This window comes from Shewanella halifaxensis HAW-EB4 (genome assembly GCF_000019185.1).
In the GTDB taxonomy this organism is placed as follows: domain Bacteria; phylum Pseudomonadota; class Gammaproteobacteria; order Enterobacterales; family Shewanellaceae; genus Shewanella; species Shewanella halifaxensis.
In genome coordinates this window covers 2,115,383-2,138,170 of record NC_010334.1, presented here as the reverse complement: position 1 = coordinate 2,138,170, position 22,788 = coordinate 2,115,383, and the positions used below count along the sequence as shown (strand labels likewise).

At 43.6% G+C, this 22,788-nt stretch carries 22 protein-coding genes; 6 read left to right on the top strand and 16 right to left on the bottom strand.

The genetic code is table 11. The features are described 5' to 3' along the window. Nucleotides 1-35: 35 nt before the first annotated feature. Together SHAL_RS09260 and SHAL_RS09255 are read right to left on the bottom strand one after the other, a co-directional pair. On the bottom strand, nucleotides 36-845 hold the full coding sequence (locus SHAL_RS09260) for a hypothetical protein (RefSeq protein ID WP_012276885.1): 810 nt from the start codon (nucleotides 843-845) through the stop codon (nucleotides 36-38). A gap of 29 nt (nucleotides 846-874) precedes the next feature. Further along, on the bottom strand, nucleotides 875-2,065 hold the full coding sequence (locus SHAL_RS09255) for a tyrosine-type recombinase/integrase (protein ID WP_041415936.1): 1,191 nt from the start codon (nucleotides 2,063-2,065) through the stop codon (nucleotides 875-877). Nucleotides 2,066-2,251: 186 nt separating this feature from the next. Here SHAL_RS09255 and sbcB point away from each other — a divergent pair, with 186 nt between their 5' ends. Beyond that, a complete protein-coding gene (gene sbcB / locus SHAL_RS09250; protein ID WP_041416329.1) occupies nucleotides 2,252-3,658 on the top strand; it encodes an exodeoxyribonuclease I in 1,407 nt (468 codons plus the stop codon). Between the two features lie 95 nt (nucleotides 3,659-3,753). Continuing rightward, nucleotides 3,754-4,644 carry a cytidine deaminase gene (cdd, locus tag SHAL_RS09245; protein ID WP_012276882.1) on the top strand — a complete coding sequence of 297 codons (891 nt, stop codon included), beginning with the start codon at nucleotides 3,754-3,756 and terminating at the stop codon, nucleotides 4,642-4,644. Nucleotides 4,645-4,727: 83 nt separating this feature from the next. Here the strand turns inward: cdd and SHAL_RS09240 are convergent, their stop codons facing one another. From SHAL_RS09240 to SHAL_RS23240, 12 genes are all read right to left on the bottom strand, one after another. After that, nucleotides 4,728-5,639, bottom strand: a complete 912-nt coding sequence (locus SHAL_RS09240) for an NAD(P)-dependent oxidoreductase (RefSeq protein ID WP_083758313.1) — start codon at nucleotides 5,637-5,639, stop codon at nucleotides 4,728-4,730. Between the two features lie 101 nt (nucleotides 5,640-5,740). Beyond that, on the bottom strand, nucleotides 5,741-6,232 hold the full coding sequence (locus tag SHAL_RS09235) for an acyl-CoA thioesterase (protein WP_012276880.1): 492 nt from the start codon (nucleotides 6,230-6,232) through the stop codon (nucleotides 5,741-5,743). 65 nt (nucleotides 6,233-6,297) lie between these two features. Next, complete coding sequence (locus SHAL_RS09230) at nucleotides 6,298-6,666, bottom strand: hypothetical protein (RefSeq protein ID WP_012276879.1); 369 nt, start codon at nucleotides 6,664-6,666, stop codon at nucleotides 6,298-6,300. A 281-nt stretch (nucleotides 6,667-6,947) separates the two neighbouring features. Continuing rightward, nucleotides 6,948-8,186 (bottom strand): beta-ketoacyl-ACP synthase II, encoded by a 1,239-nt coding sequence (fabF, locus tag SHAL_RS09225; RefSeq protein ID WP_012276878.1) that lies wholly within the window; start codon nucleotides 8,184-8,186, stop codon nucleotides 6,948-6,950. Between the two features lie 242 nt (nucleotides 8,187-8,428). Further along, entirely contained in the window at nucleotides 8,429-8,662 is a 234-nt protein-coding gene (acpP, locus tag SHAL_RS09220; RefSeq protein ID WP_011496723.1) for an acyl carrier protein, read from the bottom strand. A gap of 156 nt (nucleotides 8,663-8,818) precedes the next feature. Then, a complete protein-coding gene (fabG, locus tag SHAL_RS09215) occupies nucleotides 8,819-9,565 on the bottom strand; it encodes a 3-oxoacyl-ACP reductase FabG (RefSeq protein ID WP_012276877.1) in 747 nt (248 codons plus the stop codon). A gap of 9 nt (nucleotides 9,566-9,574) precedes the next feature. Further along, a complete protein-coding gene (fabD, locus tag SHAL_RS09210; RefSeq protein ID WP_012276876.1) occupies nucleotides 9,575-10,501 on the bottom strand; it encodes an ACP S-malonyltransferase in 927 nt (308 codons plus the stop codon). An 86-nt stretch (nucleotides 10,502-10,587) separates the two neighbouring features. Further along, on the bottom strand, nucleotides 10,588-11,547 hold the full coding sequence (locus SHAL_RS09205) for a beta-ketoacyl-ACP synthase III (protein ID WP_012276875.1): 960 nt from the start codon (nucleotides 11,545-11,547) through the stop codon (nucleotides 10,588-10,590). A gap of 10 nt (nucleotides 11,548-11,557) precedes the next feature. Then, nucleotides 11,558-12,586 carry a phosphate acyltransferase PlsX gene (gene plsX / locus SHAL_RS09200; RefSeq protein ID WP_012276874.1) on the bottom strand — a complete coding sequence of 343 codons (1,029 nt, stop codon included), beginning with the start codon at nucleotides 12,584-12,586 and terminating at the stop codon, nucleotides 11,558-11,560. A gap of 15 nt (nucleotides 12,587-12,601) precedes the next feature. Next, nucleotides 12,602-12,772, bottom strand: coding sequence for a 50S ribosomal protein L32 (rpmF, locus tag SHAL_RS09195; RefSeq protein ID WP_012276873.1), 171 nt, complete (start codon nucleotides 12,770-12,772; stop codon nucleotides 12,602-12,604). Between the two features lie 17 nt (nucleotides 12,773-12,789). After that, complete coding sequence (gene yceD, locus SHAL_RS09190; protein ID WP_012276872.1) at nucleotides 12,790-13,314, bottom strand: 23S rRNA accumulation protein YceD; 525 nt, start codon at nucleotides 13,312-13,314, stop codon at nucleotides 12,790-12,792. Nucleotides 13,315-13,808: 494 nt separating this feature from the next. Further along, nucleotides 13,809-13,985, bottom strand: a complete 177-nt coding sequence (locus SHAL_RS23240) for a hypothetical protein (RefSeq protein WP_190273628.1) — start codon at nucleotides 13,983-13,985, stop codon at nucleotides 13,809-13,811. Nucleotides 13,986-14,288: 303 nt separating this feature from the next. Here SHAL_RS23240 and SHAL_RS09180 point away from each other — a divergent pair, with 303 nt between their 5' ends. Together SHAL_RS09180 and SHAL_RS23050 are read left to right on the top strand one after the other, a co-directional pair. After that, nucleotides 14,289-14,870 (top strand): Maf family protein, encoded by a 582-nt coding sequence (locus SHAL_RS09180; protein ID WP_012276871.1) that lies wholly within the window; start codon nucleotides 14,289-14,291, stop codon nucleotides 14,868-14,870. Between the two features lie 467 nt (nucleotides 14,871-15,337). Further along, nucleotides 15,338-15,586, top strand: coding sequence for a hypothetical protein (locus SHAL_RS23050; RefSeq protein ID WP_012276870.1), 249 nt, complete (start codon nucleotides 15,338-15,340; stop codon nucleotides 15,584-15,586). Nucleotides 15,587-15,619: 33 nt separating this feature from the next. Here the strand turns inward: SHAL_RS23050 and SHAL_RS09175 are convergent, their stop codons facing one another. Continuing rightward, on the bottom strand, nucleotides 15,620-16,267 hold the full coding sequence (locus tag SHAL_RS09175; protein ID WP_012276869.1) for an HAD-IA family hydrolase: 648 nt from the start codon (nucleotides 16,265-16,267) through the stop codon (nucleotides 15,620-15,622). After that, a complete protein-coding gene (gene rluC, locus SHAL_RS09170; protein WP_012276868.1) occupies nucleotides 16,264-17,223 on the bottom strand; it encodes a 23S rRNA pseudouridine(955/2504/2580) synthase RluC in 960 nt (319 codons plus the stop codon). The genes SHAL_RS09175 and rluC overlap by 4 nt, the downstream gene beginning before the upstream one ends. A 599-nt stretch (nucleotides 17,224-17,822) precedes the next feature. Between rluC and rne the strand changes: the two genes are divergently transcribed. Further along, nucleotides 17,823-21,092: a ribonuclease E gene (gene rne / locus SHAL_RS09165; RefSeq protein WP_049763875.1), complete on the top strand. Its 3,270-nt coding sequence runs from the start codon at nucleotides 17,823-17,825 to the stop codon at nucleotides 21,090-21,092. 130 nt (nucleotides 21,093-21,222) lie between these two features. Further along, nucleotides 21,223-22,782 (top strand): SulP family inorganic anion transporter, encoded by a 1,560-nt coding sequence (locus tag SHAL_RS09160; protein WP_012276866.1) that lies wholly within the window; start codon nucleotides 21,223-21,225, stop codon nucleotides 22,780-22,782. The last annotated feature ends 6 nt before the right edge of the window (nucleotides 22,783-22,788 follow it).

Below are 22,788 nucleotides of genomic sequence, written 5' to 3'. Positions count from 1 at the left end.
TGTTATCACCATAATTTGATTCAGCTCTGACGACTTTAGTCCCTTTTGCTACATGTTTTTTTATAGGTCTTGTCGAGCTTCACAGCATCTCCATAAAGAGAAGAAGCAAAACCTACTGGATCGCTACAAAAAACTGTTTCAAAAGTTCTAGTCTTACCATCACAAACTTTCGATTTATCATTTATATAATTTTGTAGCGCAACATATAAGGCATCAGTCTTAACTTCAGAGATGTCAGCAGAACGATACCCTAACGTATTTAGCATTTGTTTTGTGCAACTAGTTGAATTCGGACCAAAGTTATTTACGTAATCCATAGTGTCGGGCTTTACACCATCTATTTGGGGCAATTCGAAAGGTATCCCACACTTATCAAATACTTGTCTTATAGGCTCTTTAGCTCCAGTTAATGCGAAGGAAAACTTGTGCGGTGTCCCTTTGTAATCTTTTACTTCAATTATGATTTTTTCACCGTTAGCAAGATTTCTAGCTAATGGGTATTTACCTGATGATCCAACAAATAACGAAGTACCCTCTGTCGATGGTCTCCAGCGTTGATTGACTACTTCATCCTTATCAATTCTATATCTAACCGACAAACTCTTTCCTGTTCCCATGTACTGACCATCTGCGAAAACAATCTCTAATTTTGTTTTAGCATTGCACCTAACAAATGCCATTCCTTTACCATCACTAGTTTTGGTACTTGCGATAGAGATTGAAGTATCTGCAAAATCATCTACCGTCGAACTAAACTCCCATGGTTGGGCTACTGCACTCGTTTGAATTGAGGTCAGAAAAACACTACTTAATAAAACAAGTTTACATTTAGACTGAATATCCATCTCTAACTACATCCTTATACAACTAATTATTAATATACAAAGTCAACGTTAATCATTTCTTCCCAAACTTTATAAGCCTTCCTTTGATCTTCTATGTACTCACTCTTGTTATATACGCTAAGAATCCCTCCAAGCTTATGCCCTAACATTTTCTCTGTTATATGGAGTGGTACTCCATCTTCAGTCAGCAATGTTGACAGCGACCTTCTGAAGTCATGTACAGACCACCTTTCAATATCCATACGTTTAACGATTGTTCTACACATTTTGTTGATAGTTGCAGGCCCAATCTCATTTTTGTAACTCGCACTAGGAAAAACATAATCCGAAAAGCCACCAAATGTTTTAACCTGCCATTTAACGAGTTCCAATGCCTTGAGCCCCAAAGGTCTAAGAATTCTTGTATTGGTTTTGCTTTTCTCTTTAGGAACTGTCCAAATGCCAGTATCGAAATTGATATCCTTAGATTGCATACATCTAACCTCACCACAACGAGCACCTGTTAACACTATCATCCGTACAACATTAACAGTGGTTGGATAGGATTTACTTCGACCAAATTCTTCTAAGATTGCTTTAATCTCAACAACCGAAGGAGTACGGTCTCCAGTGTTGGAAGCAGATCCTACACTTTTAGTCCTTATCTCGTTGAGGCTATGGTCTGAAATCAAATCTCTCTCTTTGCAGAAGTTTAAACAGGTCTTTAATTTCTTTATCAAAGAGTTTGCCATATGTGGAGTCGAAGATTCTTCCACCCCATCAAAATAGGCATACCACTCTTTCCTCGTGATATCTTCTACAGGCTGTTCAAATGCGTTAGGTATGTACTTGTTTAAAGTGTATCGATAAAACCTCTGAGTGCTCTCCCTGAGGCTTGTAACGTACTTATCTAAGAATAGATCCATGCAATCTTCGAGTTTGGGTTTTAATACGGTTTTCTTGCCTACTTTCTGAGAAGCCTTAACAGACTTAACATCCATTCCTGATTCAGTTATCCCCTTCAACTCTGGTACGCAAGCTCTTGCATCTGATAGACTGAGATTAGGATAACTCCCAAGATCATAGCGCCTACCCTTACCTTCGAACCTGTAACGGTACTGGAACACTATTTTCCCTTTAGGGGTAACTCTAACGCTTAATGAATCTCTATCAGTTATCGTAACTAATTTTTCACAAGGTCTATTTAATAAAGATCTTAGCTTGGTATCACTTAATGGCATTTTATCTCTATCCGTTGCAGTCTCTGTGTACACATGAACAATTTACTTTATGCACACTCAAATGTACACAATGTTTCTAGAACAGCATTAAACAACAATGTTCAGATATGAATGCAAACGAACAAAACTCAACCTAAGCCATTAATAGTAAAGACCAAAACCACTTTAAAACGGAACAAAGAAAACATGAGTGAACACCCAACTATCTTCTGGCACGATTACGAAACTTTTGGTGCCAATCCAGCGAAAGATAGACCTTCTCAGTTTGCTGGCGTGCGCACGGATCTAGATCTTAATATCATCGGCGAGCCCGAAACCTTTTACTGTAAACTTGCTAATGACTATCTACCGTCACCAGAGGCTATCCTTATCACAGGTATTACTCCGCAACTCGCAAACCTTAAAGGTATGCCAGAAGCCGAGTTTATGGACAAAATTAATGGCCTGTTTAGTCAACCTAAGACCTGTGTTGTGGGTTATAACTCATTGCGCTTTGATGATGAAGTGTCGCGCTACGGCTTTTATCGTAATTTTATCGACCCTTATGCCCGTGAGTGGCAAAACGGTAACACCCGCTGGGATATTATTGATCTTGTTCGCGCGTGCTATGCTTTTAGACCCGAAGGCATTAACTGGCCTGAAAAAGAAGATGGCTCTCCTAGCTTTAAGCTTGAACAACTGACCGTAGCCAATGGCTTAAGCCATGAAAAGGCTCATGATGCGATGTCTGATGTATATGCCACTATCGACATGGCAAAGCTGATTAAAACGGTACAACCTAAGCTGTTTGATTATTACTTTAGCCTGAGGCAGAAGCAGCAAGTATCGAAGCTCATCGATGTGCTTGAAATGAAACCACTTGTACATGTTAGTTCTAAAATCAGCGCCTTAAACGGTTGCACCACTATCATTGCGCCAGTGGCTTACCACTCTACCAACAAAAATGCCGTTATTTGTGTCAACTTGGCTATGGACGTCACTCCGCTTATCGAACTGAGTGTTGAAGAAATTCGTGAGCGCATGTATACCCGCCGCAGTGATTTAGCCCCCGATGAACTGCCTATCGGCTTAAAACAGGTCCATATCAATAAGAGTCCTTTTATTGCTGCTGCTAATACGTTAACTGACGAGAACGCCGCCAGACTCGATTTTGATAAAGCATTTGCCAGAGAGCAGTTCAGGAAGTTAAAGCAACACCCAGAGTTAAGAGAAAAGCTGGTTGCGGTATTTGATGTTGAGCATGACAGCAAAGCTGTGGATCCTGACCAAGCCCTTTACAGTGGTGGCTTCTTCAGTAGTGCCGATAAAGCTAAAATCGAGATAATCCGCAATACTAAGCCAAGTAATCTGGCGGCACTAGAACTGGACTTCGATGACTCAAGACTAGCAGAGATGCTGTTTAGGTACCGAGCACGTAACTATCCAGAAACTCTCGATGATAGTGAGCAGTATCGCTGGCGAGAATTTTGCCAAACCAGACTCAATGACCCAGATTACATCATTCGTCTGGAGAATTTGCTTGAAGAAACCGAGCAAGATGAATCTAAACAAAAACTATTACAGGCTTTATGTCATTATCTTAGAAACCTATAGGCTTTATAGGCGACAACTGAGATCTTCATCTCATTCTAGATGTAACAAGCTTACTAGAATGATACTTCATTGGTGTTAATAAAAGGAAATAGCATATGCAAGACCGGTTCTTAAAAAGCATAGCTAAGTTACCAGAGCCACTAGCAACCGCTATCGTACCATTGCTCGATAAAGACTTTGCAGGTCATATCGATGCCCAGCAATTAGAAGTGCTTCAAATTGCAAGCAAAATGGAGCTAAATGAACTGCTTTTAGCCCTGCTCCCCATTGCTGCTGCGTTAGCAAGACCACCTATTAGCGAGTTTCACGTAGGTGCTATCGCCAAAGGTAAGAGCGGTGATATCTATATGGGCGCTAATATTGAACTCCCCGGTGAAGCACTTTTTCACTCTGTTCATGCAGAACAAAGCGCAATTAGCCATGCATGGCTAAGCGGTGAAAGCATTATTGAAGACATCATAGTCAATGCATCCCCTTGTGGACATTGTCGTCAATTCATCAATGAGTTGGTTGATGGCAGTAAGGTTAAAATCCATCTTCCTGCTCAAAAAATTGAGCCGTTAGCACACTACTTACCTTATGCATTCGGGCCAAGTGACTTAAACATTACCGAGCCTTTGTTGACGAAACAGCAACATACACTGACTTTAGATTCTAATGATCCGATGATTATTGAAGCACTCGATCATGCCGGTCTAAGTTATGCCCCATACACCAAGAACTATGCTTCTGTCGTACTTGAGACCAAAGACGGCGCAACCTATTGTGGTCGTTATGCAGAAAATGCAGCATTTAATCCATCAATGCAGCCAATGCAGATGGCATTATCGACTATGGCGCGTCATAACCGCGATTTCAGCGAGATCAACCGTGCCGTATTGATTGAGTCTTCTAAAGGTGTGATTTCATTGGTAGGCGCTGCAATGGATGCTCTACACAGCGTTGCAGTTGTTGAACTCGAACATATCGTTGTAGAGCCTGAGTAACTGACCTCAGGACGGCTAGGCTTGTGTGACTAAAAAGGACCATATAAATGGTCCTTTTTTATTGGTTACTTTAAACTAGAATCTTAACCTCGATTCTTCTCAAGCTTGGCTAGTAAGCTAGACGTATCCCAACGCTTACCACCGATGGACTGCACTTCTGAGTAAAACTGATCGACCAGTGCCGTTAAAGGCAGATGTGAGCCATTGCGACGAGCTTCTTCAAGCGCGATGCCTAAGTCTTTACGCATCCAATCTACGGCAAAGCCAAAATCGTATTCGCCTTTCCACATGGTTTGATAACGGTTTTCCATCTGCCAAGATTGCGCCGCGCCTTTACTGATCACTTCTACAACTTTTTCACCGTCTAACCCGGCACTTCGAGCAAAATGAAGGCCCTCAGCAAGCCCCTGAACCACACCAGCAATACAAATTTGATTAACCATCTTAGTAAGCTGTCCCGCACCAACCTCGCCTAGCAGCTCCACGCATCGCGCATAAGAGTCAATAACAGGCTTAGCCCGCTCAAACGTTGCTTGCTCGCCTCCCGCCATCACAGTCAGTACGCCGTTTTCGGCGCCAGCTTGTCCGCCCGATACCGGAGCATCGATAAAGCCTATATCTAATGGCTTAGCAATAGCTGCGATCTCTCGAGCCACATCGGCAGATGCGGTGGTATGGTCAACCAAAATACTCCCTGTACTCATTCCCGCCAATACACCGTTATCACCCAGAGTCACTTGGCGCAGATCATCATCATTACCGACACAGATGAAAACCATATCTTGGCCGACTGCGGCCTCTCTAGGGGTAAGCTGATACTCACCGCAAAACTCTTTAGTCCAAGCCTTAGCTTTTGCTTCAGTACGGTTATAAACCGTAACCTGATGACCATGCTTAACTAAATGACCAGCCATGGGATAACCCATCACACCTAAACCTATAAACGCAACCTTAGCCATTTTATCTCCTATTGTAGGGAATATTTTTTGCCCCATTCTAAAGGCTAGAAGTGATAGAAAACAACTTTATTGAGGCAATAAAAAAGCTAGCCCGAGGGCTAGCTTTAATGAACAAAAACTTTAACAGAGCTGAATCACTAAACCTGTGGCTGCAGATCTAGATGGGCCTGCATCTCTACGCCAATCTTCTTACGCATCTCCATCAATCTAATGGCAGACTCTCGTAATTCGATATCCGTAGCTGACGTAGGCTTCCAATCAGGCACTTCCGTAGGTTGGCCTTCATCATCAACCGCGACCATGACTAGCACACAGTGCGTTGTGAGCGCTCTTTCAGCTACCTTAGGATCGCCAGCTCTTACGTCAATGGCAAGGTGCATAGAAGTTCTACCCGTATAAATGATCTTCGCACTGACTTCGACGATATTGCCCACATGAATAGGCTTAACAAATCGAATACCGCCAGCATAAGCAGTAATACAATACTTACCACTCCAGCCCGCAGCGCAGCCATAACCAGCGAGGTCAATCCACTTCATTACGGCGCCGCCGTGTACTTTACCGCCAAAGTTCACATCTGCCGGCTCTGCTAAGAACCTCAGTGTTAATTGTCTTTCTGTGCCTGCCATATCTGGTCTCAATAATTTTGCTATCTATTGAGTATTTTACGTCAAATTTTGCCTAGCAGCACTCTTTAACCAAACTGACCGACGAAAAAGCAACCCACTAGCACCGTTGGCAATGCTAAGCGATAAAGCCATAGTTGTGAAGTTTGTCCAAAGTACTTACCACCATTAAATAAGGTGTAAGCGCCAATACCAGCAAGGAACAATGCCATCACTTCAATGCCTGCAAATACACTGACAGCGTTACTCACATCAATCGCTGTAATTAACAAGGCAAACCACACTAGAGTAAAAGCCGCTACCGCTAAGTTAAATGTCTTAACCCCCAACTCTAGCTGAGGAAAACGTGCGAGTGACTCGCCTCGAATAAGCTCATTAATATTGGCAGTGATAATGCCTAGAATTGGCATGATAGGAATAACAATTGGATTAAGCACTTTTCGTGTCCCTTAGGTATGATCTGCGTTGAGCTCATCTGCGTGAGCTGAGTTCAGCAGTATCTGCCTATTGAGATCTGAATTCTAGCGGCTTATTCTCACATTAACCAAGGTTAATCTTGTCGACATATTCTTTTAATATTTGCTCTACATTTTGTGAATCAACTCAAATATAAAATCAAAAGAGTCGTGTTTCTTGCTTATGTTGGGTAGCCGAGATTGGGAACCTTCTAGATATAAAAAAAGCGCCCTGAGGCGCTTTTTTTGATTACCTAAACAGACTACACTTTTTTGAAAAGTAGTGAGCCGTTGGTGCCACCAAAACCAAATGAGTTACATAGTCCATATTCGAACTTATAATCTCGCGCAGTGTGAGCAACAAAGTCCAAGTCACAACCTTCATCAGGATTATCTAAGTTAAGCGTTGGTGGAACAACCTGATCTCTTAACGCTAAAATAGTAATAATAGCTTCAACAGAACCTGCGGCGCCGAGTAAGTGCCCAGTCATAGATTTTGTCGAGCTAACCAATAGATCATAAGCGTGATCACCAAACACCGACTTAACCGCAGCGGCTTCAGCTTTATCGCCTGCCGGTGTTGAGGTGCCATGTGCGTTAATATAGCCAATCGACTCATTTGCAACTTTGGCATCATTGATAGCATTAACCATTGCCGCAGCCGCGCCAGCACCATCACTTGGTGGTGAAGTCATATGGAATGCATCGCCACTCATGCCGAAACCGACAAGCTCAGCATAAATTGTCGCTCCACGCGCCTTAGCATGTTCGTACTCTTCTACGACCATCACACCTGCGCCATCACCGATAACAAAACCATCGCGATCTTTATCCCAAGGGCGACTGGCGGCTTGTGGGTCGTCATTACGTGTTGAAAGCGCCTTTGCAGAGCCAAAGCCTGCCACGGCTAATGGGCAAGTCGCATCTTCTGCACCACCGGCAACCATCACGTCGGCATCACCGTAGGCAATCGTGCGCGCCGCGAAACCAATATTATGCACGCCAGTAGTACAAGCCGTTGTCACAGCAAAATTTGGGCCTGTCATACCGTATTTGATAGAAAGGTGGCCAGATATCATGTTAATAATGGTGCTCGGCACAAAGAAAGGAGAAACCTTACGTGGCCCCCCTTTTAAAAGCGCTGAATGGTTCTGCTCAATTAACGGCAAGCCACCCATACCAGCACCAATAGCCGTACCAACACGTGCAGGGTCAAGCTTATCCATCTCAAGACCTGAGTCTTCCACGGCTTGAATTCCTGCAGCCATGCCATATTGAATAAACAAGTCCATCTTACGCGCGTCTTTACGCGACATGTACTGCTCGACATCAAAGTCTTTAACAGAACCGCTAAAACGAGTCGTAAACTCGCTAGCATCAAATTTAGTTATTGGCGCGATACCACTCTTACCTGAAACCAAAGCTTTCCAAGAAGAATCTACTGTATTTCCCACAGGGCTGACTAAGCCTAAGCCCGTTATGACTACTCGACGTTTAGACACGCGGTCACCTTTTTACTTTAAAAATAAATAATGATGATAGCTTCAAAGAAATGGAACTACCAATACCTATACCCAATCAATGTGATGTGTGTATTCAATGGGTATCTGCCAGTTCTGGTTGGAGTAATACTTACCGAGGTGAGTAAATATTGGAAATGCGAAGATAAAACGTAAAATCAACCAGCGGCTTTTACAAACAAAAACAGGCGGCAATAATGCCGCCTGTTTTCAAGAATTCTAGATTACTGATTCTTAGAAACGTAATCGATCGCTGCTTGAACAGTAGTGATCTTCTCAGCTTCTTCATCAGGGATCTCGGTGTCAAACTCTTCTTCTAGAGCCATAACCAACTCAACAGTGTCTAGAGAATCTGCACCCAAATCGTCAACGAAAGATGCTGCTGATTTAACGTCTTCTTCTTTAACACCTAGTTGCTCGATGATGATTTTCTTTACACGTTCTTCGATGTTGCTCATTAGTTTTCTTTCCTATTCAAATTACGCACTTGCGCAAGATTGCGAGTAGTTTATTGAATTTGACAGACATTGCAAGCTCAAATTTCGTGGTCTAACCACAATCAAGCCCGCAGTTGATGCAGATCACCCCACAAGGTGATAGCAGTCTGTCACTCGTTAAACCATGTACATGCCACCATTCACGTGAAGAGTTTCTCCCGTGATGTAAGCAGCAGAGTCTGACGCTAAAAAGAGGACTGCGTGAGCAATTTCCTGCGCCTGACCAAGTCTCTCCATTGGCACCTGAGACATAATAGCTTGTTGCTGGTCTTCCGTCAGCTCATCCGTCATATCTGTCTGGATAAATCCAGGAGCAATAGCATTAACTGTAATTTGGCGAGATGCAACCTCTCTTGCAAGAGATTTTGTAAATCCAATCAAACCAGCTTTAGCTGCAGAATAGTTAGTCTGTCCTGCATTGCCCATGGTGCCTACCACCGAGCCAATATTGATAATGCGTCCATGACGCTTTTTCATCATTGGTCTCATCACCGCTTTTGATGTGCGGAATATAGATGTCAGGTTAGTATCAATGATATCTTGCCATTCATCATCTTTCATTCGCATTAACAAATTGTCACGCGTGATCCCAGCGTTGTTGACTAAAATATCAACATCACCAGCAGTTGCTTTGATCGTTTCAAACAAGGCCTTTACTGAATCAGCATCTGTCACGTTTAAAACAAGGCCGTGGCCTTTATCACCTAAATAGGCTTGAATTGCTTCTGCGCCGCGCTCACTGGTTGCGGTACCGATAACAACCGCGCCCGCTGAAACGAGAGTTTCTGCGACCGCACGCCCAATTCCACGACTAGCGCCAGTAACTAAAGCAACTTTACCAGTCAGGTCAAAACTTATACTCATCAGATTTCCTTATTCGGTCAACGCCGTTAATGATGCTACATCGTTTACAGCTTGTGCTGAAAGCGAGCGATTAATACGTTTTGTCAGGCCTGTTAATACTTTACCAGGTCCCATTTCAAACAAATTAGTCACACCTTCAGAAGCCATTAGCTCAACAGTTTCTGACCAACGCACAGGACAGTAGAGTTGACGAACTAATGCATCTTTAATTTCTGCCGCTGAAGTTGGACTCGCAACATCAACATTATTAATCACTTTTACTGAAGGTTCGCTGAACTCAATTGATTCTAGTGCAACTGCGAGTTTATCGGCAGCAGGCTTCATTAACTGGCAGTGAGATGGCACACTTACTGGCAATGCAACGGCCATCTTTGCGCCATTGGCTTTGCACAGTGCAGCAGCGCGCTCAACAGCCGCTTTTTCACCTGCGATAACCACTTGGCCTGGACTGTTATAGTTAACAGGGCTCACCACATCGCCTTCAGATGCCTCTTCACATGCTTTAGCAATGGCGTCGTTATCTAAGCCAATAATCGCAAACATGGCACCAGTACCCGCAGGTACCGCTTGCTGCATTAGCTGACCACGAAGCTCAACTAATTTAATTGCCGCTTCAAAATCAATCACTCCAGCACATACGAGTGCGGAGTACTCGCCTAAACTATGGCCTGCCATCACTGAAGGCATAGCCTTGCCAGATGCTAAGTAAGCACGATAAACAGCCACACTCGCCGCTAATAAAGCAGGCTGAGTTTTATCCGTTTCATTTAATGTTTCAACAGGACCTTGTTGTACAAGCTCCCATAAATCATATCCAAGCGTGCTGCTTGCTTGGGCAAAGGTTTCTGTAATGATAGCATTGTTTTGTGCTAGCTCAGCTAACATACCCAATGCTTGAGAACCTTGTCCAGGGAATACAAAAGCAGTATTTTCCATATTTTTCACCCTTTTAAATCAACATCTTTTGACTGTTATCAATAAGACTTTATCAAAGACTATATCTATGACTTTATCTAAGACGATTAAAAACGAACTAAAGCACTTCCCCAGGCAAAACCTGCGCCGAAGGCTTCTAGTAGCAACATTTGGCCACGTTGAATACGTCCATCTCTAACCGCTTCGTCTAACGCAATAGGCACTGAAGCTGCAGACGTATTACCGTGCTTAGCCAGTGTTAACACGACTTTATCTAAACTCATATCAAGTTTTTTCGCCGTTGCTTTAATGATCCTAAAGTTCGCCTGGTGCGGAACTAACCAGTCGATTTCTGATTTATCAATATTGTTATGACGCAGGGTTTCTGTCACGACATGAGATAACTGAGTCACAGCAACTTTAAATACATCGTTGCCTTTCATTGTCATATAACCCACAGCTTCAGAAGTTTCTCCTTTGCGTGGCGGTATAGAACATTTTAGCAAATCACCTTGGCGACCATCGGCGAAAATATGAGTAGAGATAATTCCCGGCTCTGTTGATGCGCCAACAACGGCGGCACCGGCACCATCACCAAATAGAATAATTGTGGAGCGATCTTCTGGCTCACACAGTCGTGAAAGTACATCTGCACCTATCACTAACACATTTTTAGCTGCGCCTGACTTTACATACTGATCGGCAATAGACAAGGCGTAAACGAAACCAGAACAGGCCGCTGCAATATCAAATGCTGGAATAGTATGAATGCCTAGCATGGCTTGTATTTCACATGCTGCGGCAGGAAACGCATTACTTGCGCTCGTTGTACCGCACACGATCATGTCGATTTCAGAGGCTTCGATACCTGCCATTTCAATGGCTTTTAACGCAGCTTGATAGCCCATGGTGGCAACAGTTTCGTCCGCCGCGGCGATTCTACGTTCTGAAATACCAGTACGTTCTACGATCCATTGATCAGTTGTCTCAACCATCTTTTCTAGATCGAGATTACTACGCACCTGCACCGGTAGATAACTACCAGTACCAAGAATTTTTGTATGCATAAGGAATTTATCAGCTATTAATGTCTAAAAGAATCGACTCTAGACGATCTTCAATCATCTGTGGGAGTCGACGTTGCGCTTCGGTTACTGCCAAAGTAATTGCTTGCAAAAAAGCAGCTTCATCTGCGCACCCATGACTTTTTACTACAATGCCGCGCAATCCTATCAGACTTGCACCATTATAGTGGTCGGGGTTCATCTGATTTAACAAAGAACGTATACGTGGAGCGATGATTTTTGCAAGGAGTCGGACAAAAAAACCTTGTCCTAGTGCTTTTTTAAGCTGATGAACCAGTAAACGAGCAATGCCCTCTGAGGTTTTCAGAGTGATATTACCCACAAAACCATCACAAACGATCACGTCTACATTACCAGAGTAAATCTCATCGCCCTCAATAAAACCGGTATAGTTTATTTGAGGGATTTGTTGCAGTAACTGACCAGCCTGTTGAACCTGATCATTACCTTTAATCTCTTCGATACCCACATTGAGTAAAGCAACTTTTGGTGAGGCCGTTTTATCAACCGTTTCACTCAGCACTGAGCCCATCACCGCAAATTGAAATAAGGTTTCAGAATCGCAAGAGATATTTGCGCCCAAATCGAGTAAATAAACAGGCGTATTATTTACTGCGGGTAAGCAGGTTACCAGTGCAGGACGATCGATACCTGGCAAAGTCTTAAGAAGCACTTTAGACATGGCCATTAACGCACCTGTATTGCCAGCGCTCAGACACGCTTGCGCCTTACCGTCACGCACTAACTCTATTGCTAAACGCATTGAGCTTTGTTTACGGTTTCTTAGGGCATGAACAGGACGATCTGACATAGCGACTACTTCAGTCGTATGTTTTATTTCGATGCGATTCTTTATTGCCGGTTCGGCAGAAACTAAATGCTCGTCTATTTGCGACTTGTCGCCAACTAGTACGATTTTTAGAAGGGGGTTTAAGCGAAGTGCCTGCAAAGTTGCAGGCACTGTGATGCGGGGACCAAAGTCGCCCCCCATCGCATCTAACGCAAGCGTCAGATTTGTCATCAGGGTCTCAACAAATTACTTGTTGATAACCTTTTGACCACGGTAGAAACCGTCCGCAGTCACGTTGTGACGACGGTGAAGTTCACCACTCGTTGCATCCACAGATAATTGAGCTGTGCCCAAAGAATCGTGTGAACGACGCATACCGCGCTTTGAACGAGATTTTTTATTCTGTTGTACAGCCATTGGCCCTGTCTCCTAGATTACTTGCTCTTCAGTTTTTCTAACACTGCAAACGGATTTGGACGCTCCTCTTGAGCGGGTTCGATCTCGCCTACTACTATATCTTGCTTGCCTAAATGACAACTTTCATTCTCATGCATGGCAATCAAGGGCATAGCAATTATCAATTCATCTTCGATCAATTGATGCAGACGAATTTCGCCAATTTCATTGCACTCAATAGGCTCATACGCATCCGGGAGCTCATCGATTTCAGCTTCAGTCTTACAAAGACCATAACTAAACTCGACCGTAACCTCAGTGGTAAATAGTGTCATACAACGTTGACAATCCAGAGTGAGCTCCGTCACAGCCTTCCCGTTAAGGTAGACTATCCCCTGTATATCTACGCCACATTCAAGCGACACTGCCACATCAGAACAGTCGCCGGCACATAATTCATTTAATCGCTTTAACTGCTTACCAGGCACCGAGCCTTCATAAGAAAGTTGGCTACTGGCAGCGCGAACGGGATCAATTGAAACCGGTATCTTTACTGTTTGCATAAGGCGCGCATTTTAGGTGAATTTTAGCAGAAGTCAACACCCTTATACATTACTGGGTGATTAACAGCTGTTTGATTCAGCTAAGTGAGTTGTTAGGTACCCGTATTGTACAAGAAACACGGTAGGCATTACATTATATTTCATCTATAAATGCGTTTAAGTGTTCGTAATTCCATCGTGTTAATCTCTTTTTGTGATGCTCTTAATAAAGCAGAGCATAAACAGCAGCCCTTCATCCCTGTTTTCTTGCGCCAAGGAGCAAGCAACCATATTGATAATGACAAAATTCAAGTGTATGAATTACGATAATTTATTGATGCCCTAGTCTAAAACCCACAGCAGAGCTCATCAAGGTGCACCTAGTACAGAGTTTATACCAAGAGAAGTGCAATCTTTAACTCTCACAATTATAGTCGGAGTCTGCAGTACATTATCCATTTACTTATATCTAGATCTGTTTACGCAAAAGGCGGCTACTGATCAATTAGTTCTTTTCAAGGTGTTTGACCCTGATGCCCAATCACATGGTCGAGTTTAGCAATAACCTCTCGTGCTAATGCTCCCAACACCATGGCACACAAGATAGTTGGATAAAAAGGTCGGCTCACATCGCCGCTGAGGTGAACGACAACAGATAACATAATGATAATCGCAAGCCATAATTTGAACATTCTTCTCTCCGCTATATCAATTGAATACTCTTCTACCTTAAAGAGTTCAACTGTCCCCATGCTGAATATGCCACTTTGGCATCAACTTACTAAGCATATCAATACAGTTAAGCTATAAGATCATAGGTATTGGCGGCGATTTAAGTAAGTTCGATTTTAAAAAAGCAGTCCTGTACCAACATTAATGGCATCAATATTACTGTTTTGTGTCATTTTCCATATTGATTCGAGTAAAATTAAACACACAATCATTCATTCGAACGCGCCTCCAAACGGGCGTGATTGAAACAACAAGGCCTATATATGTCTACAGCACTTGTTCTTGCCTCGACTTCTCCTTTTCGCCAACAACTATTACAAAAACTCGCACTAGAGTTTAGCTGCTGCTCTCCGGACGTTGATGAAACGGCACTAGATAATGAGTCACCAACTGAATTAGTTTTACGCTTAGCAAAACTAAAGGCCGCTGCTGGCGTTAAGCAACACCCCAATAGTATTGTAATAGGCTCAGATCAAGTCGCCGTGATTGATGGAAAAATTATCGGTAAGCCCCTAAACCGTGAAAAAGCGATTGAACAATTGACAGCCGCTAGTGGACAATCAATCACTTTCTACACCGGTCTTGCTGTACATAACGGAAGAAATTCACATGTGGAAGCTATCGTTGAGCCATTTACTGTTCATTTTCGAACTCTGACTCATGGACAGATCTGCCGCTATGTCGATATTGATCAACCCTTCTACTGTGCGGGCAGCTTTAAAAGTGAAGGCCTCGGGATCTCATTATTTGAAAGATTAGAGGGAAAAGATCCAAACACGCTTATTGGGCTACCACTTATCTCACTTATCGATTTACTTCATCTACAAGGCGTTGAAGTACTCTAATAATGGAGTCGTGTTGACCATCCCTACATTTAATATCGGAAATAAACAGGCTGTTGGTGAGGATTTTATAAAATAATACCAATCAGTATAAAGATTTGGTCGCTCAGCGAGAGTTTAGCGGTTATGAGGCAAGGTCATTAATTGCTCCTGCATTAATGACATTCACCACATCCATGTGGTTTGCAACGAGTGAAGAGCATAGTTATTCTACGGTTAAGCTCGTTAACGCAGCATCAGAGCCACTAAAACTCGCCATTCTGGAGCGTTTTTGGCTGCCTACTTCTGCGTTGAAAAGCTTCACAAGGGAATAACCATTCTTTCAACTATTCGCCTTGAATTAGTTTGCCAAAAAGCGCTCTGAGTAGATCAACTTCTTATACTGATTGGTATAACTGGCGACATCTTTTTGAAACAGGAATATTTAGCCCATCATGATTACCTAACAGGCCGCGCCAAATTGGCGCGCCTTGTTTCATCAATTTGATAAACTAATAGAAGTAGGCCAAAACCATGACAGAAGAGTAACATTCGCCTCAATCTGTCATGCCGATAATGAGATGTTTAAACAGAAGCAAGCAAGGGGAGTTCAGGTGAGTCACTATCACTTAGCCTCTATCACCTTACACCTTATTCCCTTTACTCCAATAGATGATAACCACGAGTCTTATCCATGTGGTTCAGTCTCGGGAAGCCAAACCAAAGGCCGCTCTCCCTAACATTGCTAAGCGCTGGGTAGTAAATTGTAGAATTTAGGCTAATAGAACAAGCAGTTCTAACGGCTTATGAATAATGGCTTTAGGACTGGCTAACAGTAACCTTGATTCACTGTGAGCACCATAACTTACACCTACAGCATCAATTCCCGCATTATTCGCCATATTCAAATCGTGTAACGAGTCCCCAATCATAATTGCACGCTGAGGTTTGACTTTAAGCTCTTCTAGCAGCTCGTGGATCATATCAGGGTTAGGCTTACTCTTTGACTCATCTGCGCATCGACTTGACTCAAAGTGTCGCCCCAGGCCCGTTTCACTTAGTACACGGTTTAATCCATTACGACCTTTTCCCGTCGCCACAGCAAGGCGATAATCCCTTGCACAGAGTTCATTCAATAGCGTTTCACTGCCTTCAAACAACGGACTTGGTGTGGTATTTAGCGTTAAATAATGTTCTTTATACGAATTAATCATGGGTTCGAAGTCGACTGAAGGCAGCGTTGGATATAAGCTCTTAAGCGCCTCCTCCATCGATAAACCTATCACATCGCGGATTGCTAGCTCTGAGGGACAAACCAAAGACAGCGACTGCGCCATCTGCTGCATGCAAGTAACAATTTTACTGATGGAATCCATTAAGGTTCCATCCCAATCGAAGATGACTAATTCGTAAGGCTTCATACTTTCTTTAACTTCTTTAAGGTTGATTCGAGTATTGTGTCTAGTGGCGCTTTAACTTGCATTACCTCTTCCGTTTCTGGGTGAGTAAATTTAAGCTGAGCGGCATGCAAAAACAGTCGATTTAGTCCTTGTGCTCGCATAGAGTCATCAAACTTTTGTTCACTGTACTTTTCATCGCACGCTATCGGATGACCAGCAAACTGGCAATGCACACGGATTTGGTGAGTTCGTCCAGTAACAGGACTTGCTTGCACTAACGTGGAATCGCTATAACGCTGCAAAATCTTAAAGCGGGTTTCAGACTCTTTACCCTCTTTATTGACACGAACAATTCGCTCACCTGATTTAAGCGTTAACTTAAGTAATGGCGCTTTAATGACTTTGTCGTGGCTCTGCCACTCGCCTCTCACTAACGCAACATAGTCTTTTTGCATCTTCTTGTATCTAAGTTGATCATGAAGATGTCTTAAGGCACTGCGTTTCTTAGCGATCAGTAACACACCTGACGTTTCTTTATCTAAGCGGTGAACCAACTCTAGGAATTTTTGCTGGGTACGCAAAGAGCGCATCGCTTCAATCACACCAAATTCAACACCACTACCACCATGAACAGCAATACCAGAAGGTTTATTTAGCACAATAAGATATTTATCTTCAAAAAGGATCCGCTCTTCAAGCTGAGATACCTTAGTCAACTTTGCCGAAGGCCCTGGGCGCCCTTCACTTTCAGATACTCTGACAGGAGGAATACGTACAATGTCACCATCGGCTAATTTATACTCAGGTTTAATGCGCTTTTTATTCACTCTAACTTCACCCTTACGCACGATCCGATAGATCATGCTTTTAGGCACGCCCTTGAGTTTTGTCAGAAGAAAATTATCGATACGTTGTCCAACGTGGTCTTCATCAATGGTAACCATTTGGACTTGTGCTTTTTGAGATGGAGTATTCATGCTGCGCCGTTATGTATTTCGTTGCGACACATTGTACAACAACTCAAAAGAATTGTGCCTTTCCATTTGCTGATTTTATCTATTATTGCTATATTTCCCCCGCTAACGGTGATAACCCGTGGATAAAGTGTCCACCAATCAGCCTAGCATTACGTTACAGAATGAGACTAAAAATGTTTGCGGTTTGATAGTAAATCATTGATTTACGGGTCGTTGTATCAATAAAAAGGCCAGTACATGCGCCTTCACGACTAAATTAAAACGAAAACCCAACTTACAACTGGTTTCTCAACTGAAAACGCTCCAATTTCGAAGAATAATTTTAACTCGTCGTCAGACGCTACCATTTCGAATTGGCATTACTGGAAAGTATTTTAAGAATTTATGGGGTTGGTTGACATTTAACAACGAATTCCTTGTTTTTTATAAACATAAAAAAATAAGCCATAAATAGGATGCGACACGCAGAGAATGCGTCTAACAGCAATGCGCACCTTGCCTAGAGACTGACCGTGAGGTTTTGTTTTAATAATCCTAGGCCCGTAATGCAGTGAAATAAGTATCGTTTGATGACCTTTATAAAGAAGAATTACGTCATCATGAAACGGATGTTAATCAATGCGACTCAATCTGAAGAGTTGCGCGTTGCCCTCGTTGATGGGCAACAACTGTATGATTTGGATATCGAAAGCCCAGGTCATGAACAAAAGAAAGCCAATATTTACAAAGGCACTATCACACGAGTTGAACCGTCTCTTGAAGCGGCTTTCGTTGATTATGGTGCTGAGCGTCACGGCTTCCTACCACTTAAAGAAATTGCTCGTGAATACTTCCCTAAAGGTTATTCTTTCCAAGGTCGTCCTAGTATTAAGGAAGTGATTAAGGAAGGTCAGGAAGTTATCGTTCAAATTGATAAAGAAGAGCGTGGCAACAAAGGCGCTGCACTTACAACCTTTATCAGTCTTGCGGGTTCTTACCTTGTATTAATGCCAAATAACCCTCGTGCAGGCGGTATTTCACGTCGTATCGAAGGTGATGAGCGTACAGAGCTTAAAGCGGCGCTTGCAGAGCTAGAAGTACCACAAGGCATGGGTCTTATCGTACGCACCGCAGGTGTAGGTAAAGATCCAGCTGAGCTAAAGTGGGACTTAAAAGTGCTTCAGCACCACTGGGCAGCGATCAAAGAAGCTGCAGAAAGTGCACCAGCACCTTTCCTAATCCATCAAGAAAGTAACGTTATCGTTCGCGCGATCCGTGACTATTTACGCCGCGACGTTGGCGAGATCTTGATCGATCACCCACGCATTTATGAACAGGCAAAAGAGCACGTTTCACTTGTTCGTCCTGACTTTGTAGAGCGTATTAAGCGTTACGACGCTGAAGTACCACTGTTTACGCATTACCAGATTGAAACTCAAATCGAGTCTGCGTTCCAACGCGAAGTGCGTCTACCATCTGGTGGTTCGATCGTTATCGATCCTACAGAAGCCCTAACCTCTATCGATATTAACTCTGCTCGCGCAACGAAAGGTAGCGATATCGAAGAGACGGCACTCAATACTAACCTAGAAGCTGCTGATGAGATTGCACGTCAATTACGTCTACGTGACTTAGGTGGCTTAGTTGTTATCGATTTCATCGATATGACACCAGTACGTCATCAACGTGAAGTTGAAAAGCGTATGCAAGATGCCGTTCATCACGACAGAGCACGTGTACAATTAGGTCGAATTTCACGTTTTGGTTTGATGGAAATGTCGCGTCAGCGTCTACGTCCTTCTCTTGAAGAGTCTGCCGCACACCTATGTCCTCGTTGCCATGGACAAGGTACGATTCGTGGTACTGAGTCTCTAGCACTATCAATTCTTCGTCTAATGGAAGAAGAAGCGATTAAAGAGAACACATCACAAATTGAAGCCGTTGTTCCTGTCGATGTTGCAGCTTTCTTATTGAATGAAAAGCGTAAAGCCATTCGTATCACAGAAAAGCGCCACAACGTAGAAGTGTATGTCATCCCAGATCCAAATATGACAACGCCAGATTACCGTGTTGTACGTCACCGTAAAGATGACGAGATCAGCGAATCTAGCTACAAGCTACTTGAAAAAGAAGAAGCTAAGCTATACGAACCACGTAAGCTTGAAAGAGCTGCCACTCCTCAGCCAGCATTAAAAGGCTTCTCTACGCCAAAGCAAGCGCCAGTAGTTGAAACTAAACCTGCTGCACCAAAGATAGAAGAGCCAGGTTTATTCGCGAAGATCGCAGCGGCAATTAGCTCACTATTTGGTTCTAAAGAAGAACCAAAAACTGAGCCTAAGAAGCAAGATAAAGATAGCCGTAATCAGGGCCGGAACAATAATCGCCGTAATAACAATCGTCGAAATGATCCTCGCCGCAACCGTAATGACAATCGCAGCGATAGCCGTAACGATAGCCGCAATGACAGTGAACAGTCTAAAGACAAACGGGCTAAAAGCAGTCGTAGTGACAGCAGCGACACCCGCTTACCGACTGAAGACACTAATAAACGTCAGCCACGTAACGAAAAAGTGCGTAAAGACACTAAGAGTGAAGCGCCAACTACCGAGCAGCCTAAGCAAGAAGCTGCGCGTGAACGTCGTCAGCGTCGTAACATGCGTCGTAAGGTACGTGTAAACAATGAACAGCAAGAAGAGCTAAAAGCTGAAGTTGCAGCGACTGAAGCGCCAGTGCAAGCAAAGCCATCAAATGATGACAAGCCAGCACGTCCTAAGCGTCAGCCACGCAAGCCTAAAGCAAAAGCAGAGACTGTTGATGTTGAAGCGGTAGAGCAGATCGAAACAGCTGGCAGTGTAGAAAGTGCTGTACAAGCACCTGAAGCTCCTAAAACAGCTGTAGAAACAAAAGTTGAAACAGAAACAACGGCAATAGAAACCGCTATTGAAGCGACTGAAGATGCCGTTGCGACTGAAGACAATGCTCGTGAGCCTCGTGAAGGTCAACGTAGAAGTCGTCGTAGCCCACGCCACTTGCGTGCAGCGGGACAACGTCGACGTCGTGATGAAGATGCTCAGCAGAATGAAGATGGTTCATCTGTCGCAGCTTTCGTTCCTAACGATGTTGAAAACAGTTTTGAAGCGACTCAGCCCCCTGTTGTTGTCGTTGAAGCGACAGCGATAGAGCCAATACAGGTTGAACCAAAGGCTGAAGCGCCTGTTGTTCAAGCTCCAGCTGAAGTTAAAGTTGAAGCGCCAGTGGCTTCAGTATCAGTTGAGACTCCGGCTGAAGTTAAGGTTGAAGCGCCAGTGGCTTCTGTACCAGTTGAGACTCCGGCTGAAGTTAAAGTTGAAGCTCCAGTAGTCGAAACTCCGGCTGAAGTTAAAGTTGAAGCACCTGTTGTTGAGACTCCGGCTGAAGTTAAGGTTGAAGCTCCAGTAGTTGAAACTCCGGCTGAAGTTAAGGTTGAAGCTCCAGTAGTTGAAACTCCGGCTGAAGTTAAAGTTGAAGCACCAGTAGTTGAAACTCCAGCTGAAGTTAAAGTTGAAGCACCTGTTGTTGAGACTCCGGCTGAAGTTAAAGTTGAAGCGAAACTGGGCGCATCTGCTCCTATGGCTAAGCCAGCAGCAATTATGCCTAGCCAGCAACCAGTGGTAGAAATCCCTGTTGCTGAAAAAGCAGCTGTTGTAGAAACGGCTGTTGACGTTAAGCCTGTCGCCAAAGCAACTAGCCGCTTTGGTTCTATGGTAATGTCAGAAACAACGAAGCCCACTGTTGAAAGCAGAGAAAATATTGCTACCCCTACGGGACGTCAATATGAAGCAACTGAATCTGCCGAAGCAACGAAGCCAAGAACGGCAAACAGTGCTAATTCAGAAACTGTTCGCACATAAACTGAGTTAATCGGTTTACCTAAAAGCCATGCTTTATAGCATGGCTTTTTTATTTTAAAATAGGCCAAAATTTGTTAGTATTCGCGGCCAATATTCATTACTACTACAACAAACTTTTAACAGAGGCTGAATGTTCGATCTTATTCGTCACAAAACTGCTAGTCACAGAGCTGACTTACTTTCAGGGCTAACCGTTGCCCTTGCATTAGTTCCTGAGGCGGTTGCATTCGCATTCGTTGCAGGTGTTGAGCCTATGGTTGGCTTATATGCAGCTTTCATTATGGGTCTTATTACGGCGCTTATTGGTGGCCGTCCAGGTATGATCTCCGGTGCTACCGGAGCAATGGCCGTTGTAATGGTTGCGCTCGTTGCAGAGCATGGAGTTCAATACCTGTTTGCCGCCGTCGTGCTTGCTGGTCTTATCCAAGTTTCAGCCGGTGTCTTCAAACTCGGTAAATTTATTCGCATCGTTCCCTACCCTGTAATGATAGGATTTGTGAACGGCTTAGCGATTGTCATCTTCCTTGCTCAGTTGGGTCAATTCCAAACACCTGATGCAAATGGTGTGATGACTTGGTTACCTCAAAACCAGCTATTACTCATGTTAGGCTTAGTCGCGCTAACCATGGCGATCATTCAGTTCTTACCAAAACTTACGACAGCGATCCCCTCTTCACTAGCCGCAATTTTGACGGTAACGTTACTGGTTACCTTCTTGAACTTAGATACTCGTACCGTTCTCGACTTTCTTAAAGCCATGAGTGGCAACGACAACGCGACGATTGCAGGTAGTCTACCGACCTTCTCAATTCCTGCTGTCGAGTTTACGTTAGAGACCTTATATATCATTTTGCCTTACTCACTTATTCTTGCTGCTGTAGGTCTAATTGAATCATTACTAACGCTGACCGTTATTGATGAGATGACCGGCACACGTGGCCGCGGCAACAAAGAGTGTATTGGTCAAGGTGTTGGTAATATCACTAGTGGTTTCTTTGGCGCCATGGGTGGCTGCGCCATGATTGGTCAGTCGATGATTAATATTAATTCTGGCGGTCGTGGACGTTTATCGGGTATTACCGCTGCTGTTGCGCTACTTGCTTTCATTTTGTTTGGTTCAGCACTTATCGAAATGATCCCGCTAGCCGCCTTGGTCGGTGTGATGTTTATGGTGGTCTTAGGTACATTTGAGTGGGCTAGCTTTAAAGTTATGCGCAAAGTACCAAAACACGACGCCTTCGTTATTATTCTAGTGACGATTGTTACCGTATTTACCGATTTAGCGTTCGCGGTATTCGTAGGCGTTATCGTTTCTGCGTTGGTATTTGCATGGGAACATGCCAAGCATATCAACGTTGAGGTAAGCGAAGATCAAAATGGTTGGAAAGTATATAAGCTTAACGGCCCGCTATTCTTTGGTTCAGTTGCGGAATTCCTAGAGCTATTCCACGCTAAAACCGATCCACAGGATGTTATCGTCGATTTCCAAAACTCACGAGTGTGTGATCACTCAGCCCTCGATGCTATCGATACTCTAGCCGAGCGATATGTCGGGGCTGGTAAACGTTTGCACTTACGCCATTTAAGCCGTGACTGTAAGAAGCTGCTTGATAAGGCCGGTGATTTAGTTGAGGTAAACTTGATTGAAGATCCCCACTATAAAGTGGCTGACGATAAGCTCGACTCGTAAATCGAT

What these genes read in the sequence shown, in the direction of transcription:
- SHAL_RS09260 (WP_012276885.1), bottom strand. Translation starts at nt 845, where the DNA reads ATGGATATTCAGTCTAAATGTAAACTTGTTTTATTAAGTAGTGTTTTT.
- SHAL_RS09255 (WP_041415936.1), bottom strand. Translation starts at nt 2,065, where the DNA reads ATGCCATTAAGTGATACCAAGCTAAGATCTTTATTAAATAGACCTTGT.
- sbcB (WP_041416329.1), top strand. Translation starts at nt 2,252, where the DNA reads ATGAGTGAACACCCAACTATCTTCTGGCACGATTACGAAACTTTTGGT.
- cdd (WP_012276882.1), top strand. Translation starts at nt 3,754, where the DNA reads ATGCAAGACCGGTTCTTAAAAAGCATAGCTAAGTTACCAGAGCCACTA.
- SHAL_RS09240 (WP_083758313.1), bottom strand. Translation starts at nt 5,639, where the DNA reads ATGGGGCAAAAAATATTCCCTACAATAGGAGATAAAATGGCTAAGGTT.
- SHAL_RS09235 (WP_012276880.1), bottom strand. Translation starts at nt 6,232, where the DNA reads ATGGCAGGCACAGAAAGACAATTAACACTGAGGTTCTTAGCAGAGCCG.
- acpP (WP_011496723.1), bottom strand. Translation starts at nt 8,662, where the DNA reads ATGAGCAACATCGAAGAACGTGTAAAGAAAATCATCATCGAGCAACTA.
- fabG (WP_012276877.1), bottom strand. Translation starts at nt 9,565, where the DNA reads ATGAGTATAAGTTTTGACCTGACTGGTAAAGTTGCTTTAGTTACTGGC.
- fabD (WP_012276876.1), bottom strand. Translation starts at nt 10,501, where the DNA reads ATGGAAAATACTGCTTTTGTATTCCCTGGACAAGGTTCTCAAGCATTG.
- SHAL_RS09205 (WP_012276875.1), bottom strand. Translation starts at nt 11,547, where the DNA reads ATGCATACAAAAATTCTTGGTACTGGTAGTTATCTACCGGTGCAGGTG.
- plsX (WP_012276874.1), bottom strand. Translation starts at nt 12,586, where the DNA reads ATGACAAATCTGACGCTTGCGTTAGATGCGATGGGGGGCGACTTTGGT.
- rpmF (WP_012276873.1), bottom strand. Translation starts at nt 12,772, where the DNA reads ATGGCTGTACAACAGAATAAAAAATCTCGTTCAAAGCGCGGTATGCGT.
- yceD (WP_012276872.1), bottom strand. Translation starts at nt 13,314, where the DNA reads ATGCAAACAGTAAAGATACCGGTTTCAATTGATCCCGTTCGCGCTGCC.
- SHAL_RS23240 (WP_190273628.1), bottom strand. Translation starts at nt 13,985, where the DNA reads ATGTTCAAATTATGGCTTGCGATTATCATTATGTTATCTGTTGTCGTT.
- SHAL_RS09180 (WP_012276871.1), top strand. Translation starts at nt 14,289, where the DNA reads ATGTCTACAGCACTTGTTCTTGCCTCGACTTCTCCTTTTCGCCAACAA.
- SHAL_RS09175 (WP_012276869.1), bottom strand. Translation starts at nt 16,267, where the DNA reads ATGAAGCCTTACGAATTAGTCATCTTCGATTGGGATGGAACCTTAATG.
- rluC (WP_012276868.1), bottom strand. Translation starts at nt 17,223, where the DNA reads ATGAATACTCCATCTCAAAAAGCACAAGTCCAAATGGTTACCATTGAT.
- rne (WP_049763875.1), top strand. Translation starts at nt 17,823, where the DNA reads ATGAAACGGATGTTAATCAATGCGACTCAATCTGAAGAGTTGCGCGTT.
- SHAL_RS09160 (WP_012276866.1), top strand. Translation starts at nt 21,223, where the DNA reads ATGTTCGATCTTATTCGTCACAAAACTGCTAGTCACAGAGCTGACTTA.